At 63.5% G+C, this 20,400-nt stretch carries 4 protein-coding genes (1 of these 4 cut by a window edge); 1 reads left to right on the top strand and 3 read right to left on the bottom strand.

Annotated elements, in window-relative coordinates; genetic code table 11:
* The first annotated feature begins 63 nt into the window (after window positions 1-63).
* Window positions 64-4,227 carry an amino acid adenylation domain-containing protein gene (locus ABTV87_RS09705; RefSeq protein ID WP_433899351.1) on the top strand — a complete coding sequence of 1,388 codons (4,164 nt, stop codon included), beginning with the start codon at window positions 64-66 and terminating at the stop codon, window positions 4,225-4,227.
* 177 nt (window positions 4,228-4,404) lie between these two features.
* Here ABTV87_RS09705 and ABTV87_RS09700 read toward each other — a convergent pair whose 3' ends face one another.
* The 3 genes from ABTV87_RS09700 to ABTV87_RS09690 all read right to left on the bottom strand — a co-directional run.
* Window positions 4,405-6,894 (bottom strand): TonB-dependent siderophore receptor, encoded by a 2,490-nt coding sequence (locus tag ABTV87_RS09700; protein ID WP_007956360.1) that lies wholly within the window; start codon window positions 6,892-6,894, stop codon window positions 4,405-4,407.
* Window positions 6,895-7,229: 335 nt separating this feature from the next.
* A complete protein-coding gene (locus ABTV87_RS09695; protein WP_433899350.1) occupies window positions 7,230-10,460 on the bottom strand; it encodes a non-ribosomal peptide synthetase in 3,231 nt (1,076 codons plus the stop codon).
* Window positions 10,457-20,400, bottom strand: partial view of a non-ribosomal peptide synthase/polyketide synthase gene (locus tag ABTV87_RS09690; protein ID WP_433899349.1) — the 3' portion only. The gene runs 3,604 nt beyond the window's last position; 9,944 of the gene's 13,548 nt are visible here — the last part of the coding sequence; the start codon falls outside the window, past its right edge — the gene reads right to left on this strand; the stop codon is at window positions 10,457-10,459. Before ABTV87_RS09690 ends, ABTV87_RS09695 begins: the two co-directional genes overlap by 4 nt.

Genomic DNA, 20,400 nt, shown 5'->3' with positions numbered 1-20,400 from the left:
GCCGTGGACCCGACTGTCGGCAACGCCGTCAGCGACCACGGCGCTGCCAACCACGAGAGACCGATGAACGACTTACTCGATGATGAAGTGCTGGCGCTGCTGATGGCTGATGCCGGCGTGCAACTTCAAGGCATCCCGGCCCGCCTCCACCCGGTTCCGGCGCCGCTCTCCTTCGCCCAGCAGCGCTTGTGGTTCGTGCAACAGCTGACGCCCGACAGTGCCGCCTACAACCTGCCCCGCGCCGTGCGCCTGAGCGGCGTTGTGCAAGCCCGGCATCTGCAAGCGGCACTGAACAAAATCATCGCACGCCACGACGTGCTGCGCAGCGCGATCGTCGAGATCGACGGCGGGGCGATGCAGGTCGTCGATGAACACGCGACACTCAAACTGGCCTTCGAAGACCTGCGCCATCTGAGCGCCGAAACACGCGACCCCGAACTTGCCCGACGCATCGCCGTCGAGGCCGGTCTGCCCTTCGATCTGAAAACCGCGCCGCTGATGCGCGCAACGCTGCTGCAGACCGCCGACACTGAACACCTGCTGCTGATGAACATGCACCACATCGCCTCCGATGCCTGGTCCAACGCCATTCTCATGCAGGACCTGATGCAGGCCTATGAACAGGTCGTGGCGGGCGATTCGTCGCCGCTGCGCCGACCGGCCATCCAGTACGCCGACTACGCCAACTGGCAACGCGGCGAATACCTCGACAGCGCCGCGTGTGCCGCCAGTGCCGACTATTGGCGCAACTACCTCGGGCAGACCCTGCCGCCGCTGGAACTGCCGACCGACTTTCCTCGTCACGAGCAGCAGACCCACCCGGCCGGCAAACACGACTTCAGCCTGCCGACGGCACTGACACAGAATTTGAACCGCTTCTGCCAACAGTGGGGACTGACACCGTTTGTGGTGGCGCTCGGTGCCTGGCAATTGCTGTTGAGCCGCTACAGCAACCAGCAGGACTTCACGGTCGGCGTGCCGAATGCGAGCCGCAATCGCAGCGAAACCCAGGAGCTGGTGGGCTTTTTTGTCAGCGCCCAGGTCTACCGCGTGCGCATCGATCCACAGCTGCCGTGCCAGGATTTTCTCCAGCGCCTGCGCCGCGAAACCCTCGCCGCGCTGGATCATGCCGACTACCCGCTGGAGCTGAGCTTCGACGACCTGCAACTGCGGGCGAACGGGCAGATCAACCCGCTGTTTCAAACGCTGTTCAACTGGCGCACCGAGGTCTCCGGCGAGGGCCCGCTGATGCTGGGCGACCTTGCGCTGGACTTCCTTCCGGCGGACACGACCCAGGCCAAATTCGACCTGTCGCTGGACATCGCCTATTCGCTGGAGCGCATCGACGCCAGCCTCGAATACAGCCGCGACCTGTACACCCCCGCGACCCTCGAACGGCTGGCCGGTCACTGGCAGAACCTGCTGCACGCGATCACCGAAGATCCGCGCCGCGCGCTGAGCGAACTGCCGCTGCTGAGCCGCGATGAACGCCGCGTGCAGCTCGAACAATGGAACCCGCCCGCCTCGGCCTTGCCCGACGAAGGCGTACACCAGTTGTTCGAGCGTCAGGCGCTGGCCACACCGGACGCGGTGGCGCTGATCGTCAATGACCTGCACGTGAGTTATGCCCGGCTCAATTCGGCGGCCAATCGACTGGCGAACACCCTGATCGCCTGCGCCGTCGGCCCGGAAGTCCGCGTGGGCATCGCCGTCGAGCGCTCGGCGCACATGATCATCAGCCTGCTGGCGGTGCTCAAGGCCGGCGGTGTCTATGTCCCGCTCGACCCCGACTACCCGCAGGAACGCCTGACCTGGATGATCGAAGACAGCGGCCTGGATGTATTGCTGACGCAGGATTCGCTGCTTGAGCGCCTGCCGTCGCCGTCATCGGTCAAGGTGGTGTGCGTCGATGAGGTTGATCCTCTCGATGACCGACCTGTCGACAACCCGCCCTGCCGCACTTTCGCCAGCAATCTGGCGTACGTGATGTTCACCTCGGGCTCCACCGGTCGCCCGAAAGGCGTGGGCATCACTCACGGCGCCCTGACCCGTCACGCGCAAATCGGTCGGGAGTTCCACGGTCTGACGCCTGCCGACCGTTTGCTGCAGTACGGCACGTTCAATTTCGATGCGTTTGTCGATCAGCTCTACCCGGCGCTGATTTGCGGCGCTTCGGTGGTGCTGCGCGGGCAGGACATCTGGGACAGCGAAACCTGGTATCAGCAGCTGCTGGAGAAAAAATTCACCGTCAGCGAACTGACCACGACGTACTGGAACTTGCTGGCCAAGGACTTCGCGGCCGCCGGCCCACGGGACTACGGATCGCTGCGTCAGGTGGTGGTCGGCGGCGAAGCCATGCCACCGGAAGCGGTCGCGGCCTGGGGCCAGGCCGGTCTCGGTCACGTGCGTCTGCTCAATGTCTACGGCCCGACGGAAGCGACCGTCGACTCCACGCTGCTCGATTGCAGCGACTACGTCACCGGGCGCACGCCCCTGCCCAAAGCCATGCCGATTGGTCGACCGCTGGCCGGTCGTGCCGTGTACCTGCTCGACAGCGGCGGTCAGCCGGTGCCCGTCGGCACCGTGGGCGAACTGATGATTGCCGGCGACCTGCTCGCGCGGGGCTATTTCAATCGACCGGAGCTGACCGCCGAACGCTTCATCCCGGACCCGTTCAGCAACCGGGGCGGACGCCTCTATCGCACCGGCGATCTGGCCCGCTATGGCGCCGACGGCGTGATCGAATATGTCGGGCGCCTCGACCACCAGGTGAAAATCCGCGGTTTCCGCATCGAGCTCGGCGAAATCGAGTCCTGCCTGCTGCAATGGCCAGCCGTACGTGAAGTTGTGGTCATCGCCCACGAAGGCGCGACCGGCACGCAGTTGATCGGCTATGTCGTGCCGCGTGCGAGCGAGCCACCCGAGGACGAACTGCGCGAAGCCCTCAAGGCAGAATTGAAGGTGCGCCTGCCCAACTACATGGTCCCTGCTCACCTGATGGTACTGAGTGCATTGCCACTAAGCCCCAACGGCAAACTGGATCGCAAGGCTCTGCCACTGCCCGATCTGCATCAGACGCAGCGGCCGTTCCGTGCGCCGCAAACGCCCCTCGAAACAGCGCTGGCCGAACTCTGGCAGGAGGCGCTGCATGTCGAGCGCGTGAGCCTGGACGACAATTTCTTCGAGCTGGGCGGCCATTCGATTCTGGCCATTCAGTTCATTTCCGCCTTGAACGCGCGTCTGGGGATCAAACTGGCCCTGCAACAAATGCTCGCGCACCCCACGGTCGAAGTGCTGGCCCGGTTCATCGGCATGGAACATCAACAGCAGGTGCAATGCGTGGTCGAACTGACTGGCGCCACGTCAACCGCCACACCGCTGTTCTGCCTGCACCCGAGCGGCGGCATCGTCTTCTGTTATCAGCCGCTGGCCAAGCGTCTGAGCAAGCACGCTCGCACCTTCGGCATCATGCACAAAGGCTTCGCCGACAAGGACGCCAGCACCCAGACCTGGCCCGAGATGATTGCCGAATACACCGAACAGATTGTCGAAAAACACCCCGACGGCCCCTATCGCCTGATGGGTTGGTCGCTGGGTGGCGCGATCGCCATGGACGTGGCTGCTGCACTGGAGCACCAGGGCAAACAGGTGACGTTCCTGGGGCTGGTCGACACCACGCTGCCGGAAAGCATCTTCCCTGCGGATCTGCCACGCAAACCGCTGGAGGAAGACAGCCCCGAGTACCTCAGCGCAGACAACGAACTGTCCGTTGCCGTGGAAATGTTCAGCCTGATGTTTGCCCATCTGGAAGAGCCGGCGGCGCGTTACATCGCCGAGAACCCGACAACCAGCCTCAAGGCCTTTTATCAGTGGGCCAGCCAGCAGGCCGCCACCGACGAACAGGAAATGATCGCCACCCTGGAGGCCATCAAGCAGGAAATCATGAACGCCCAGGCGTTCGACATCCACGAGCGGCTGGTCAAGAGTTTCGATGCGTTCTCGCTGCCAACCCTCAAGGTCAAGGCCAGCTGCTGGTGGTCGTTGCAGCACAAGACCCTGGAGCAAGTCCTGCACTCGGAGCAGGTGCTGCGCCAGTACAACCTCAGCGGACAGTTGCAAGGTTCCGTCCATTCGCCATTGCCGCACCGCAGCATGATCTATGGCGAAAGCCTGCTGGACTCGTTTGAATCCGTGCTCCTCGCCTGCGAGGGCGTGACGCGGGACTGACCCTTCGGCAACACTCAAAAAACGCAGACGCCTCGGCCTCTGCGTTTTTTCATGCCTGCTGTTTTGTTCGGGTGTGCCTTGTTTCAACAAGGTGCCGGCGAGAAACTCCGGGCATAAAAAAACCGGCCCACCCTCCTTGTTCAGGAGCGTGGGCCGGTTCGGCGCCCAGTCAGTGCATCAGAACTGCGGGGTGTACTTCACGGAGAACATCACGTTGCGTGGGTCACCGAAGTTGTTGTTACCACTGAGCTGGTTGTACGCCGCGTTTACGTAGTTCTTGTCGAACAGGTTATTCGCGTTGACCGCCAGACCGATCTCCGGCGTCAGCTGATAAGCGACACGGGCGTTCCACACGGTGTAACCCGCCACCTCGTAATTGCCTTCGTAGCCCAGGGTGTGGTTTTGAGCGGTGAAACCAAGCCCGGTGCTCAGACGGTTCAAATCACCGGTGAACTGGTAGTTACCCCACACGCGCAGCATGTGTTTCGGCGTCCAGGTGCTGAACGTGCGACCTTCCATGTCCGGGTCGTCGAGGTACTTGGTGGTGTTGTAGGTGTAACCGGCAAACAGTTGCAGGTTGTCGGTCACAGCACCACTGATCTCGGCGTCCAGACCCTGGCTGCGCACTTTGCCCGCCGCCGTGGAGCAGTACCAGCCGTCACATTCCATGCCGCCGGAAACATCATCGACCGCACGGTTTTTCTGGTCGTAGCGGAACAGCGCCAGGGAGGTGTTGACCCGGCCATCCATCAGCTCGCCCTTGAGGCCGATTTCGTAGTTGCTGCCGATGATCGGCTTGAGCATCGAGCCATTGGCATCGCGCACCGTCTGCGGCTGGAACACGTCGGTGTAGCTGGCATACACCGCCCACTCGCGGCTCAGGTCATAGACGATACCGGCGTAAGGGGTGACTTCCCCGGTTTCGTTCGATTTGCTCGGATCGGCGGTGACGTATTCATCGCTGAAGGCGGCACGGTTCTTGGATTTGTAGCTGAAGTCATACCAGCTGACACGCGAACCCAGCACCAGCGTCAGGTCATCGACCGGTTTGACGCGCCAGGTGCCGTACAGACCTTTCTGACGAATATCGTACTTGCTGTCGGTGGCACGGCCGCCGGCGGTGTTGAGCAGACTGTCGTAGCTGATGTCCGGACGATCGTTATTGACGTTGAAGATCGTGTCGGTGGCGTTGTTGTTGAAGGTACGGGCGAGCTGGTCATCCGTCTCCAGCTGGGAGTAGTTGCCGCCGATCATGACTTCCTGCTGCATCGACAAGGCTTCGAACTTGCCGGTGAGGTTCATGTCGAGACCGACCTTGGTGGAGTCGAAGTCGGTGATGAAGTCGGCGTACTGAATACCGCTGCCATCCGGCTTCAGACCGGCACCGGAGCTTTGCAGACGCTGGCTTTTCGACTCGTTGGTTTCGGTCATCTGCACGGCACCGACCTTGAACGCCCAATCGTCGTTGAAACGGTGTTCGAGATCAGCGTAAAGGGTGGTGACGTTGATCTGCGAGTGGTTCCATTTGGCACCGCCGTAGGTCGAACGCGAAACGTCCGGCATTCTGCCGTCGGCGTAACGCGGCAGGCCACGGATCATCGGACGCGACTCGGCCTCGGTGCGGCTGGCCGCCAGGCCCAGGGTGGTGTCTTCACTCAGGTCGAAGTCCAGCGAGCCGTACAGCGAGTGGGTCTTGCTCCATTCGTAGTCGACGAAGGAATCGCTCTGGTCTTCATCGGCAACGAGACGGCCACGGATAGTGCCGGCCTGGTTCAGCGGGCCGCCCGCGTCCAATTGCAGACCGTAGTGATCCCACGAGCCGGCCTTGCCGGTGATGCTCACGGTCGGTGCCGCCTGACCGCGCTTGCGCACCAGGTTGATGGCACCGCCAGGGCTGCCGGTTCCTTGCAACAGGCCGGATGCACCGCGCAGGATTTCCAGACGGTCGAAGAAGATCAGGTCCTGGGTCGCCCAGTTGCCCAGCGAGTAGGTGTTACGTGGAATCGGCACGCCGTCGTACTGCCAGTCGTCGATCTGGAAACCGCGCGACGACACGATAATGCCCTTGCCGACGCCCTGCAGGCCGACGATGCCAGTGGTCTGGTTCAGCGCGTCCTTGAGGTCGACCAGGTCCTGATCGTCCATCTGCTTGCGGGTCATCACGGTGACCGACTGCGGAATTTCCTTGAGGGTGTGAGTGCCCTTGCCGATCGTGACGGCGTTGGAGGTGTACGAGTTGCTGCCTTCGGTGGTTGCCCCGACCTGTTGCGCACTGATGTTGGTCGCGCCCAGTTCCAGACCCTGTGTGGCCGTGCCGCGCACCAGCATCAGGGTGTTGCCCTCGATGCTGTAACGCACGCCGGTGCCGCGGAGCAATTCGGCGATGGCGGTCTGCGGACTCATCTTGCCGCTGACGGCGTGGCTCTTGAGTCCGGCCATGTCGTCAGCGTTGTAGATCACTTGCTGGTTGGTCTGCTGACCGAACGCCTGCAATGCCTGTGGCAGCGATTGGGCCGGGATGTTGATGCTGACGTCTTCAGCCATCACTTGAGCGCTGAGCGGCAATACGCAGACCAGCCCCAGACCGGTCAACACTCGGCGCGAACGCAGGCCGCGGGACATGACGAGTGCCTTGAACAGAGGTTTCAACTCATGAATTGCTGACATCGTGCTCTCTATTATTGGTAGAAGTGGAAATCCATTGGGCCGAAGGGCCCGCCGCTGTCTGCACAAGTGAGCCGCGCACTCGATGGCCCTCGGGGCGATCTGTCAGTGCGCGGTCGACCGGCCCCTCCCCGGGCACGGTCATCTGGCTGGACAACGGCGAAATTTTTCGCTGAACAAATCCGGTGACCTGGCTGCCCTGCCCGACCCGATTTGCCCACATACCTTAGTAAGACGCAGCACCTCCAAAAAACCGGAATGAGTTTATTTATCATTAGCGCGAAAAGTTAAAAAAAAGGCCGACGCTGTTGGGCGACGGCCTTTTGTTTCATGCCATGTCAGCTGCCTTGCGCAGCCTTGGCGGCTTGCAGCTGCCGCGCCTGCTCGGCCAGGCGGGCCTTTTCCTCGGGGCTCATCGCGTCCATGCGCAGGCGTACCTGGGCCATTTTCTCCAACTGGCCCGGAGTGCTTTCCACCGCCCGCAACGTCATGGCCAGCGACGCCACGGTCGGATGATCGAAGACCAGCCCCGGATGAACTTCGCACTGCAGCAACTTGCGAATCCCGGCCACCAGCTTGATCACCAGCAACGAATGGCCACCGGCGGCAAAGAAATCGCGATCAACGCCCAGCCGCTCGAGCCCGAGCAACTGCGCCATGCGCGAGGCCAGCAATTGCTCGAGCGCATCGCGCGGTGCGACACCTTCGTCATCCGCCGCCCTGCCCGCCATTTGCTGCAATGCCCTGCGGTCGATCTTGCCGTTGGCCAACCGTGGGAAACGGTCGATCAGTTGCAGATGCTGCGGCACCATCACGCCGGGCAGACGAGCGCTCAGTTCGGCGCGCGCGGCGTCCAGCAACCCCGCCGACATACCCTGATGCGCGACGACAAAGGCCAGCAATCCCTGCTCGGCCGACGCGGCCGGCAGGACGAGCGCTTCGGCCACCGGCGCAAGGCGCAGCAACTCGGCTTCGATCTCCGCCAGTTCAATGCGGAACCCACGCACCTTGACCTGCTGATCGCGCCGACCGTGCAACTGAATGCCGCCGTCCACGCGATAGCGCGCCAGGTCGCCGCTGCGATACAGACGCTGCGCCGGATCAAACGGGCTCTGGATGAACGTCTGCTCATCAGCTTCGGCATTCAGGTAGCCACGGCACAACTGCGCACCACCCAGGTACAACTCGCCCAGCACACCGGCCGGCGCCAGACGCAACTGCGCGTCCAGCACGTAAACCTGGTTGTTGCCCAACACCTGAGTCAGCGCCGAACAATCGCCGGCAGCGCCGTGCAGATCCAGCGGATGAACCATGACCCCGACCGTCGCTTCGGTAGGACCGTAGTGGTTGAACACCCGGCAGTCGCTGCGCAACCGCGCAATGCGCTCGATCAGGGTCGGGGCAATCGGCTCGCCGCCGAGCACCAGGGTGCGCGGCAAGGTTGCCCGCTCGCTGTCGAGCAACGCGGCGAGGTGCGACGGCACGATCTTCAGGCAGTCGATCTGTTGTTGTTGCAGGTACTCGGCGAACAGCGCGCCGTCCTGCATCTGCTCATCGCTGGCAACGTGCAGCGTGGCCCCGTTGAACAACGCCCCGAACAACGCGGTGTTGCCCAGGTCCGCCGCCACCGTCGAGCTTAAACCGACGTTGCGGCACTGTTCCAGCCCCAGGGCCTGACTGGCCTGAGCCGTGTAGTTCAGCAGTTGCCGATGCTCGATCACCACGCCTTTCGGCACACCGGTAGAGCCGGAGGTAAACAGCACATACGCGATGTCGTGGCCTTGGGTGGCGAGCGCCGGCAATGCTGCACTCGACTGGCTGACATCTGCCAGGGTCAACGCCTTGTGCGGCTGCCCCTGCCAGGCCGGCAGATGCGCGGCGTCGGTCAGCAACAATGCGGCGCCGGCCTGTTCCAGCATCAAGGCCTGACGTGCCTGCGGCCATTGCACATCCAACGGCAGATAAGCCGCACCGATGCGCCAGCTCGCCAGCATGGCGATCACCAGATCCGCCGAGCGCGGCAGCGCCAGCGCAACGATCGAGCCTTCGCCCAGGCCCTGCGCCTTGAGACCTTGCGCGACGCTGTCCACGCGGACTTGCAACTGGCCGTAGCTCAATGACTGCCCGGCATCGGTCAGGGCGATGGCATCCGGGGTGTGCAGCATCAGATCGGCGATGCGCTGCGGCAGATAACGGCTGTCGGCCAATGGCTGCGCAGACGGATTGATGGCCAGCAAACGCTGCTCTTCGGCATGACCGAGCAGGTTGAGCTGCGTCAGCGCGGTGTTCGGGGCGGCCAGGATCGAATCCAGCAGAACGCCGAATTGCTCCAGCACCACGTTCGCGGCTGCCGGCGAATAACGCGAGCTCGCATAAAGCAGATCCACCGCCACCGGTTGCTGTGCGTCGTCCAGTTGCACCTGCAACAAGCATTCAAAGGCATCCGGCTGCACCGGCAAGGCATCCGACACCGCCCAGCGCAAACCGCCGCTGTTGCCGCTGCGACCGGCCTGGCCAAGCGTAAAGCCGTAGGCCGGGCGCGCTGCATCCGGCGCCAGATCCGGGGTCCAGTATTCTTGCCAGGTGCGATGTTCTTCGAGGCGCGCGGCCAGTTCCACCAGCCAGTCGCTGAAGGCCGCACCGGCCGGCAACGACACCGACAGCGGCAAGGTTTTCTCGAAAACCCCCACGGCGCTGGCGAAGTATTCATAGTCGCTGCGGCTGTCGTGGCGTACACCGACCAGCACCTGCTCAAGCCCGCTCAAGCGGCCCAGCAACACCCACCATGCACCTTGCAACAACGTGGCGACGGGCTGGCCGAGCTGCTCGGCCAGGGCCTGCAAACCTGCGCGTTGCGCCGGTTGCAGCGTCAGTGACAGGCGCTTGTCGGCGCCGGTCGCTGCCTGACTTGCACTGCGGGCGGCCAGCCAAGGGGTGGCGATGTCGACCTGGGCACCTTGCAGCTGTTGCTGCCAATAAGCCCGCGCCGTGGTCGCGTCTTCGTCGAGCACCACTTCGCTGCGCCATTCCAGGTACTGACTGAACTCGCCCGGTGCCTCGTCTTCGGCAGTCTCAGCACCGGCGTAGGCTTGCTGCACCTGCTCCAGCAGCAGATGCAGCGATTGCGCATCGGCACTGTGGCGAGCGATACCGATCAGGCACTGCCATTGCTGCGGCGCCAGTCGATAAAGCATCGCCTGAACACCCGCCGATTCGCCGACCACAAAAGCGCGGCCCATCGACTCGTCGATCTGCGCCTGAACGTCCTCGGCACCCTGCTCGGTTGCCTGAATCGTCAGCGGAAAACGGACGGCCGGGATCGCGCTCTGGCGCAAGCCATGGAAACCGGCGACCTTGTTCAATTGCGCCAGCAACATCGGCTGTTGCGCCAGCAGCGTATCGAAAGCGGCCTGCAGGCTTTGCGGATCGAGGTCGCCCTCCAGGGTCACACTCAACCAGCGCAATGCCTCACCGCAGGTCGCCGTGTTCGACAGTTGCTCCAGCAGCGCCTGTTGCTCGGGCGTCAGGGCGAATCCGCTTTCCTGCGTGTCCATCATGACTTCGTTCATGCTCCGGTTTCCTCGGTGTTCACTGCGCCCGGGGCGGTTTGCCCGGTGGCCGGCGCACGTTCAAGACTGCTGTGGTCGTACATGTCGCCCATCGCCACGACAATCTTGCGCGGCCCCTCGAACGGATCACGGGCATGGGCCACGAGCATGTTGTCAAGCAGGATCGCGTCGCCTTTCTGCCAGTCGAAACGCACGGCGCACTCTTCGTACAGATCGCCGATGCGCTGCATCACTTCGTCTTCGATCGGGGTGCCGTCGCCGTAGTACACGTGACGCGGCATGCGCTCGGGCCCGAACATCGACAACAGGTCCTCACGCACATCCGGCTCCAGCCAGTAGATGTGGTGCAGCTGCACCTGATTGAAGAACGACTTGGCGCCCGTGATCGGGTGACGAATGATCGCCGGCCCCGGTGTGCGGGTTTGCAGTTCGTTGTTGTCCAGCCAGCGCCACTCGATGCCGCCGGCCCGGCAACGGGCTTCGACTTCGGCGCGGTCTTCAGTCTTGAAGAAGTGCTGCCACGACACATCGAGGTTGTCGGTGAACGTGCGCACGTACAGCAGGCCCTTGGACTCGAACTTGTCACGCAGGTCGGCCGGCAGTTTTTCGTACATCAACCGGCAATCCACCACCGGCGTCGCACCGCCCACCGGTGCGGCCACCTCGCAATAGAACATCTGCTTGCGCGGCCAGCGGTCCTGGTGGGAGCTCTCGTTGTGGAACAGGATCATCTTGCGTTCCGGGTACGGCGTAGAGCGATAGGTGTTCTTGCCGCCCTCCTTCTTCGGCAGGTCGCCGTACTGGCCGTACAGGCCCGGTTGAATCGCTTCGGCGAACGCCTCGAAACCCTGAATGCCGTCGAGTTCGAAACCACGGAACAGGATGCCGGCGTGGGTGGCGAGTTTTTCTTCGATCAGCGGCCGGTTGTTCTTGATCCATTCGATCAAGTCCAGTTGCGGCTCGTTCGGCTCCACCAGCAGCGGGAATGGCTGGGGTGCCGCGATCAGCGATTCACGTACCGGGGCCGGGCGAACCTTGGCCACCGGGGCGGCGCCGCGCTTGAGGAACTTGCCCAGTTTGTCGGCCTTGGGTCCGGGCGCAGCGGGTTTGGCGGCCACTGCGAAATTGTCGACTGGCATGCTGATAGCTCCCAATTGAATGTCCTGATCAGCGACGATCTGTTCCAACAGGGCTATCCAGGCCTTCACCAGGTACTGAATGCGCTCGTGTCCGAACAAGGTTGTGGCGAATTGCCAATTACCCAGCAATTGCCCTTCTTCTTCGTCAACGAACAATGCCATGTCGAATTTAGAATGGGTCTGCAACGCCGCCAGCGGTTCAACGCTCAAGCCCCCCATCGATTGCGTGCGCCCCGGCAGGTTGTTCATCACGAACAACACCTGTACCAGCGGGTTCATGCCCTTGTGACGCGGCACGCCGCAGCTTTCGACGATCATGTCCAGCGGCAGGTCCTGATGCTCCAGCGCACCGAGCAGGCTGTCCTGCGTGCGGGCCAGGAAGTCCGAGAACGCGCTGTTCGCCTCGAAGCGCGAACGCAGCGGCAACACGTTGACGAAGAAACCGATCAGACGCTCCAGTTCCGGCTGTTCACGCCCGGCGACGTCCGCGCCGACCAGCACATCGTCACCGCCGCTGAACTGATGCAACAGCACCTGGAACGACGCCAGCAGCGTGCTGTACAGCGTCACCCCGGCGTCGGTGGAGACCTTGCGCAAGCCCTGGCTCAGATCCGCCGGCAGACGGAACTGCACGGCATCGCCTTCGTACGACGCCACCGCCCCGCGCGGTTTGTCCAGTGGCAGGTTCAACTGCCCGCTGTAACCGTCGAGCCGCTCTTTCCAGTAAGCCGCCTGCTGCCCGAGAACGCCTGCGCGCTCCAGTTCCTGTTGCCACAGGGCGAAGTCCGAGTACTGCACGTCCAGCGCTGGCAACGGCGTGTGGTCGCCCGCCTTGCTCAGCTCGTAGATCTGCACCAGCTCGTTGACCAGCACGCCCATCGACCAGCCGTCGGAGATGATGTGGTGCATCGAGAACAGCAGCACATGCTCGGTCGCCGACAGGTGCAGAATGCGCCCGCGCCACAGCGGCGCCTGCTCCAGGTCGATCGGCGTGCGCGCGTTGTCCAGCACCGCCTGCGCCACCTGTTCTTCCTGGGCACTGCGCGACAGACCGGACAGATCGAGCACCGGGAAATCGACGTCGACCTGCTCGGCGATCAAGGCGATCGGGTCACCTTCATCGTCCTGGGAGTAAGCGGTACGCAGCACCTCATGACGGCGCACCACTTCAGCGAAGCTGCTGATGAACCGCTCGGTCGACAGCTCGCCGCGCAGGCGCAAGGCCAGCGGCATGCCGTACGCCGAACTGCCGCCAGACAACTGCTCGGCGACCCACAAACGACGCTGCACCAGCGACAACGGTGCCGTCGACTTGGCGCCAAAGGCCTTGAGCGGCAAGGCCTGGCTGCCAGCGTCGGTAGCCGTCGGCGCCTGAGCCTGACTCATCCACGCCGCCAGATCCTTGAGGCGCGGATGGTTGAACAGATCCCGCAGACCCAGCGTGCCAGTGGTCAACTGACGCAAACGCGACACCGCCTGCGTGGCCAGCAACGAATGCCCGCCCAGCTCGAAGAAGTGGTCTTCGCGGCTTACCTGATCGAGCTCCAGCACGTTCTGCCAGATCACTGCGATCTGCTGTTCCAGCTCACCGACCGGCGCCACGAAGTCCCCGGCCGAAACCACACTCTCGACGCCCGGCAAGGCCTTGCGATCGATCTTGCCGTTCGGCGTCAGCGGCAGGCTGGCGAGGAACAACAGGTGCGCCGGGATCATGTAGTCCGGCAGGTTTGCCTTGAGCTGCGTCTTCAAGTCTTCGCGCAGCAAGGTTTGCGCGGCGGCATCGGCGTTCGCCACGGCCGCGTCGTCCATCACCACGTACGCCACCAGTTGATGGCTGGAAGCGATCGGTCGCGCCACCACCAATGCCTGGCTGACGCGCTCGATCTGCAACAGACGGGCCTCGATTTCACCCAGCTCGATGCGGAAACCGCGCACCTTCACCTGATGGTCGATACGCCCGACGTACTGCAAAGTACCGTCGGCCTGATAACGGGTCAGGTCGCCGGTGCGGTACATGCGCTCGCCATGGCCGGCGAACGGGTTGGGCACAAACTTCTCGGCGGTCATCGCCGCCCGGCCCAGATAGCCTCGGCTGAGGCCGGCACCGGCCAGGTAAAGCTCGGCCGACACGCCCAGTGGCGCCGGTTGCAGATCGCCGCCCAGCACGTAACTCGCGGTGCGCGCCATCGCCCGGCCGATGTTGGCCGTGCCACCCGCCTCACGACGGGTCCAGGTGGAATAAACGGTATCTTCCGACGGGCCGTACAGGTCGATGACGTCTTCGATACTCGCCTGTTTGTAAAGCAGGTCCACCAGATTCTGCTTCAGCGCTTCGCCGCACAGGTTGATAAGCCGCACACCCGCCGGAATGTCGCCGGCGTCCTGCAAGGCATTGATCGCCGACGGCACGGTATTGATCAGGCGCACCTGATCGCGGGCCGGCAGTTGCGGCAGTTCAAGGGCGTTGCGGGCGATGATCAGCGAGCCGCCATTGGCCAGGGTGACAAACAGCTCCCACACCGACAGGTCGAAACACACCGAGGTCGAAGCCAGCACGCCTTGAATGTCATCGCGGCTGTAAGTGTTTTTCGACCAGTCGCTCAGCGCCATCACGTTGCTGTGGGTGATCGAAACGCCCTTCGGCTTGCCGGTGGAACCGGAGGTGTAGATCACGTAAGCGAGATTGTCCGTGCACACGTCCGTGACCGGCGCAATTGCACTGTTGGCCGACAGGTCGAGTTGATCCAGAAGCAACACTTGCGTATCGCCACCGACCGTCAGAATCGCAGCCACCTCGGTTTCAGTCAGCAGCACCCGGGCGCGGCTGTCTTCGAGCATGTAAGCGACGCGATCCGCCGGGTAATCAGGGTCCAGTGGCACGTAGGTGCCGCCGGCCTTAAGCACCGCCAGCAGCGCCACCAACAGTTGATCGGAACGCTGCATGGCCACGCCGACCCGCACTTCCGGGCCGACCCCGCAGTCGATCAAACGGTGAGCCAGGCGATTGGCCCGGGTGTCGATGTCAGCATAAGTGAACGACTGATGACCGAAGGTCACGGCCCGCGCGTCCGGCTGGGCAGCCACCTGACGCTCGATGGCCTGGTGGATGCACAGCGCTTCGAGGGGGTTGGCCTCGACCGGATTCCAGTCATGCACGATCCGTTGCTCGTCCGCCGCTTCCAGCAGGTTCCATTCGCCCAGGCAGCCTTCGGCGCTGAGGTCGAGGCGCGTCAGAAGCTGTTGCAACTGCGCGGCCAGTTTGACCACGGTCTCGGCGGCAAAGCTTGTGCGCTGATAGCTGAAATGCACGGTCAGTTGCTGGTCGAGGTTGACCATCAACGTCAGCGGATAGTTGGTCTGCTCGTAGCGGTCGACCTCGCCGAAGCGCAGGTCATCCGATGCGACCTGTTGCAAGGCTTCGGCAATCGGGTAGTTCTCGAACACCAGAATGTTGTCGAACAACGCCTCCCCGCTCTGCCCGGCCCAGCGCTGAATGTCGAACAGCGGCGTGTGTTCCTGCTCGCGCAGCAACAGATTCTGCGCCTGTACCTGTTGCAGCCATTGCGACAACGGCTGTTCGGCACGGGGGCTGGCGATGATCGGCAAGGTGTTGATGAACAGGCCGATCTGGCCTTCGACGCCGCTCAACTGCGCCGGACGACCCGACACCGTGGCGCCGAACGCGACCGTGTCCTGCCCGGTGTAGCGCTGCAACAGCAACAGCCACGCGGCCTGCACCAGGGTGTTGACCGTGACCTTTTGCACGCGGGCAAAACGGTTGAGTTCAGCGGTCGCGCGACTGTCGAGCGTGAGCAGGTGCTCGCCCTGACCTGCCACCGAGCTGTCCACGCTGTGCGGCACCGCATCGGCCAGATAGGTCGGCATGTCGAAGTCGGCCAGTTGGCCCTTCCAGAAGTGCTCCGTGACCTGCGCGTCCTGCTGCGCCAGCCACTGGATGTAATCGCGATAGCGCCCGGCACCGCTCACCGGCGCCTGGCCGTGGTAGCGCTGCAGGACTTCGCCGAGCAACTGCGAGTTGCTCCAGCCGTCCATCAGAATGTGGTGCGAGGTGTAAATCAGATGGAAGCGCTCGGCTGCCACCCGCACCACCTCCAACCGCAGCAACGGCGCGGCGTGCAGGTCAAAACCCTGCTGACGCTGCGCACGTTCCAGTTCGCTCAGGGCCTGTTCCAGGTCATTGCGCTCACGCCAGTCGAGCACGCTGAACGGCACCTGCAACCCCTTGTGCACCACTTGCAGCGCATGGGGCAGATCACCGTCCCAGACGAAGCCGCTGCGCAGCACGTCATGGCTGTCCATCGCCGCTTGCCAGGCCTCGCGGAAACGCTCGACCTGCAAACCGTCCACGGCCACGCACATCTGGTTGATGTAATCGCCCGACTGCTGCGCGTAGAGGGTGTGGAACAACATGCCCTGCTGCATCGGCGACAGTGGATAAATGTCTTCGACCAGACGCGGCGCAGTCGGCAAACCGTCGAGCTGCGCCTGAGTCAGACCTGCCAGCGGGAAGTCCGACGGGGTCAGGCCTTCCACGCCCGGCGTCAGGCAGTGAGCGATCAGCGCGGCGAGCTCATCGGCGTAGTCGCGGGCCAGCGCTTCAATGGTGGCGCTGTCGAAGCGTTCCTCGCTGAAGGTCCAGCCGACGCTCAACTCACCGCCATACACCTGACCGTTGAGGGTCAGCCAGTTGCCCAGCGGCGCGTCCGGGCTTTGTTCAAGGCCGGCATTGTCCGGGGCCGGCGCGAACAGTGCGCCGTCATCGGCTTCGAAGCTGCCGTCGAACTGACCGAGGTAGTTGAAGGTGATGCGCGGGGTCGGCAACGCCTTCAGGCTGCTTTGCGCCTCGGCATCACCAAGATGACGCAGCGCACCGAAACCGATGCCCTTGTTCGGGATCGAGCGCAGCTGTTCCTTGATCCGCTTGATCGAATCGCCCGCGCCTTCGGCCGGGGTCAGACGCACCGGGAACAGGCTGGTGAACCAGCCCACGGTACGGGTCAGGTCGACGCCGTCGAACAGCTCTTCGCGACCATGACCTTCCAGTTGAATCAGGGTCGACGGCTGCCCGCTCCAGCGCCCGATCACTCGGGCCAGCGCGGTCAGCAGCAGGTCGTTGACCTGGGTGCGATAGGCCGCCGGGGCTTCCTGTAGCAGTTGCCGGGTCAGCTCCGCGCTGAGGCGAGTCTGCACGGTTTGCGCCAGACGATTCTGCTGGCCGGCGTCGAGACGCTTGCACGGCAGATCGGTGCTGACGTCGCTCAGGCACGCCTGCCAGTACGCCCGTTCTTCCTGCAATGCCGGGCTGTTGGCATAGCGCTGCAAGTGTTCGCTCCAGTCCTTGAAGGCACTGGTCTTGGCCGGCAGGCTCAGGGCCTGCCCGTTGCTGGCTTGCTGATACGCGGTTTGCAGGTCTTCCAGCAGAATCCGCCACGACACGCCGTCCACCGCCAGGTGATGAATCACCAGCAACAGGCGTTGGCTGCCATCGGCCAGATTCGCCAGCACCGCACGCAGCAACGGGCCGTTTTGCAGGTCGAGGCTGCGCTGGGCGCGGTTGCCCAAAGCTTCAAGATCCACGATGTCGGCAATGGTTTCCTGCCAAAGCAGGTCTTGCGACAAGGCGTCGACCGCCAGATGTTCGGCCTGCCAGACGTTGCCCTGCTGGCTGAAACTCAGGCGCAAGGCATCGTGATGGATGACCAGCGCGCGCAACGCTTGCTCGACCTTTTCGGCCACCAGCGGCTGACGCGGTTTGAGCAGCACCGACTGGTTCCAGTGGTGACGCTCGGGGATTTCGTCCTCAAAGAAATGTTGCTGGATCGGCAGCAGCAACGCCGGGCCGGTGACCGGTTGCTGATCGATGGTCGACTCGCTGTCGCCGATTTGCGCAACCAGCGCCAGACGCTGCACGGTCTGGTGCTGGAACAGGTCTTTGGGGTTCAGACGGATGCCGGCCTGACGGGCGCGGCTGACCACTTGAATCGAGATGATCGAATCGCCGCCCAGCTCGAAGAAGTTGTCGTTCAGACCGACTTGCGGCAGCTTCAGCACGTCCTGCCAGATCTCGGCCAGACGCTGCTCCAGTTCGCTTTGCGGTGCCTGATAAGCCTGCTGCGCCTGACTCGCATCCGGCGACGGCAAGGCGCTGCGGTTGAGTTTGCCGTTGGCGGTCAGCGGCAATTGTTCGAGCAACAGCAAGTGCGCCGGGATCATGTGATCCGGCAGGTTTTCCTTGAGCGCGGCCCGCACGCTGTCACGCCACTGGCCTTGTTCGGCAGCGTCGGCGTCGAGCAATGCAGCTTCGCTCGGCACCAGGTACGCCACCAGTTGCTGACCACTGAGGCCCGGTTGCGCCAGCACCACGGCCTGACGCACGGCGGCTTGTTCGAGCAGCTGCGCTTCGATCTCGCCGAGTTCGATGCGGAAGCCGCGAATCTTCACCTGATGGTCGATCCGGCCGATGTATTCGATCACGCCGTCGGCGCGGTAGCGCGCCAGGTCACCGGTGCGGTACAGACGACCGCCATCGGCGGCAAACGGATCGGGAATGAAGCGCAGCGTGGTCAGGTCCGGACGGTTCAGATAACCCCGGGCCAGACCGGCGCGACCGACGTACAGCTCGCCGATGCAACCCTTGGCCACCGGGTTCAGGTCGCCGTCGAGCAAGTACCAGGACAAGTCCGGAATCGGCTCGCCAATCGGGCTGCTGGCGTCGCGTTGCAGGTCGGCCAGCGAGATCGGCCGCCAGGTCACGTGAACCGTGGTTTCGGTGATGCCGTACATGTTGATCAGTTGCGGAGCCTGATCGCCGAAGCGCTCGAACCATGGGCGCAGGCTCTTGACCTCCAGCGCCTCGCCGCCGAACACCACGTAACGCAGGGCCGGTTGCGCCGCCGCATGTTCCGGGGCGCACGCCACTTGCATCAGTTGCTTGAACGCCGACGGCGTCTGGTTGAGGACGGTGATCCCTTCACGGCAAAGCAAAGCGTAGAAATCGTCCGGCGAACGGCTGGTCTCGTACGGCACCACCACCAGTTTGCCGCCGTACAGCAGCGCACCGAAGATCTCCCAGACCGAGAAGTCGAACGCGTACGAATGGAACAGGCTCCAGACATCCTGCGGGCCGAAATCGAACCAGGCATCGGTGGCCTTGAACAGGCGCAGCACGTTGTGATGGGCGAGCAAGGTGCCTTTCGGCTGACCGGTGGAACCGGAGGTGTAGATCACGTAAGCCAGGTTGTCCGGGCTCATGGACACCTGCGGGTTGCTGTCGCTGTAGCCTTCGAGGCCGTCGCGTTCCTGATCGAGGATCACGCTGCGCACCGAATCCGGCACCGGCAGACGGCCGAGCAGATGACTCTGGGTCAGCAGCAAAGCGATGCCGCTGTCGCCGATCATGTAGGCCAGACGATCTTCCGGATAGGTCGGATCAAGCGGCACATAGGCGCCGCCGGCCTTGAGGATCGCTAGAAGGCCGACGAGCATTTCCAGGCTGCGCTCCACCGCCAGACCGACGCGTACGTCCGGCCCGACACCGCTGGCAATCAACTTGTGGGCCAACTGGTTGGCGCGGCTGTTGAGCTCGCCGTAGCTCAGGGCCTTCTCGCCGTAAGTCACGGCCACCGCTTGCGGCGCACGCGCAGCCTGCGCCTCGATCAGTTGATGCAGGCACGCCTCGCTCGGGAAATCGGCCACGGCCGGGTTCCATTGCAACAGCGTTGCCTGACGTTCAGCCGCGTCATGCAACGGCAGCTCGGCGATGCGCTGGGCGCAATCGGCGACGATGCCGTGCAGCAGATGGGTCCAGTGCTGCGCCAGACGTTCCATGGTGACCGCGTCGAACAGGTCGGTGGCGTAAGTCAGTTCGGCCCAGACGTTGTCCGCCGATTCGAACGTGTCGAGGGTCAGGTCGAACTGCGCGGTGTGCGAGACCCAGCTCAGGCCTTCGATCTCGATCTTCGACAGACGCGTGGCGCCTTCGGCCTGACGGGCCTGGCTCTGGTGGTTGTGCAGCACCTGGAACAGCGGACTGTGGCTCAGGCTGCGTTCCGGTTGCAGCGCATCGACCAGTTGCTCGAACGGCAGGTCTTGATGGGCCTGAGCACCGAGCACGGTGTTTTTCACTTGCTGCAGTAGGCTACGGAAGCTCTGCTGGCTGTCGAACTCGGTTTTCAGCACCTGAGTGTTGACGAAGAAGCCGATCAGGCCTTCGGTCTCGACCCGGTTGCGGTTGGCCACCGGCACGCCGACGCGAATGTCGGCCTGGCCGCTGTAGCGGTGCAGCAGGGTCTGGAACGACGCCAGCAGCAGCGCGAACAGAGTGACGTTTTCCCGTTGTGCGACCTGTTTCAGGCCGGCGGCCAGTTCGGCGCTCAGCGGGATGTCCTGACGCGCGCCCCGGTAGCTTTGCTCCGGCGGACGCGGGCGGGCGGTCGGCAGCTCCAGCAACGGCTGATCGCCGTCGCCCAGTTGTGCGGTCCAGTAACTCAGTTGACGCTCACGCTCACCGGCGTCCATCCACTGGCGCTGCCACACGGCGTAGTCGGCGTACTGCACCGGCAGCGCCGGCAACTGCGCGGTCGTGCCTTCGCTGTGCGCGGCATACAACGCCACCAGTTCGTTGACCATGATGCCCATCGACCAGCCGTCGGAGACGATGTGGTGCAAGGTGATGATCAGTGCGTGGTCATCGGCGGCCAGACGCAGCAGCTTGACCCGCAGCAGCGGGCCTTTCTGCAAATCGAACAAGTGCAGGGTTTCGGCAGCGACCAGGGCTTGCA

The sequence above is a fragment of the Pseudomonas sp. PSE1(2024) genome, assembly GCF_050990555.1.
Classification (GTDB): domain Bacteria; phylum Pseudomonadota; class Gammaproteobacteria; order Pseudomonadales; family Pseudomonadaceae; genus Aquipseudomonas; species Aquipseudomonas aphyarum.
Note: the sequence above shows the minus strand (reverse complement) of the source record. Positions and strands in the feature narration are given on the sequence as shown.

Coding starts and splice junctions, on each gene's coding strand:
- ABTV87_RS09705 (WP_433899351.1), top strand. CDS start 64: ATGAACGACTTACTCGATGATGAAGTGCTGGCGCTGCTGATGGCTGAT.
- ABTV87_RS09700 (WP_007956360.1), bottom strand. CDS start 6,894: ATGTCAGCAATTCATGAGTTGAAACCTCTGTTCAAGGCACTCGTCATG.
- ABTV87_RS09695 (WP_433899350.1), bottom strand. CDS start 10,460: ATGAACGAAGTCATGATGGACACGCAGGAAAGCGGATTCGCCCTGACG.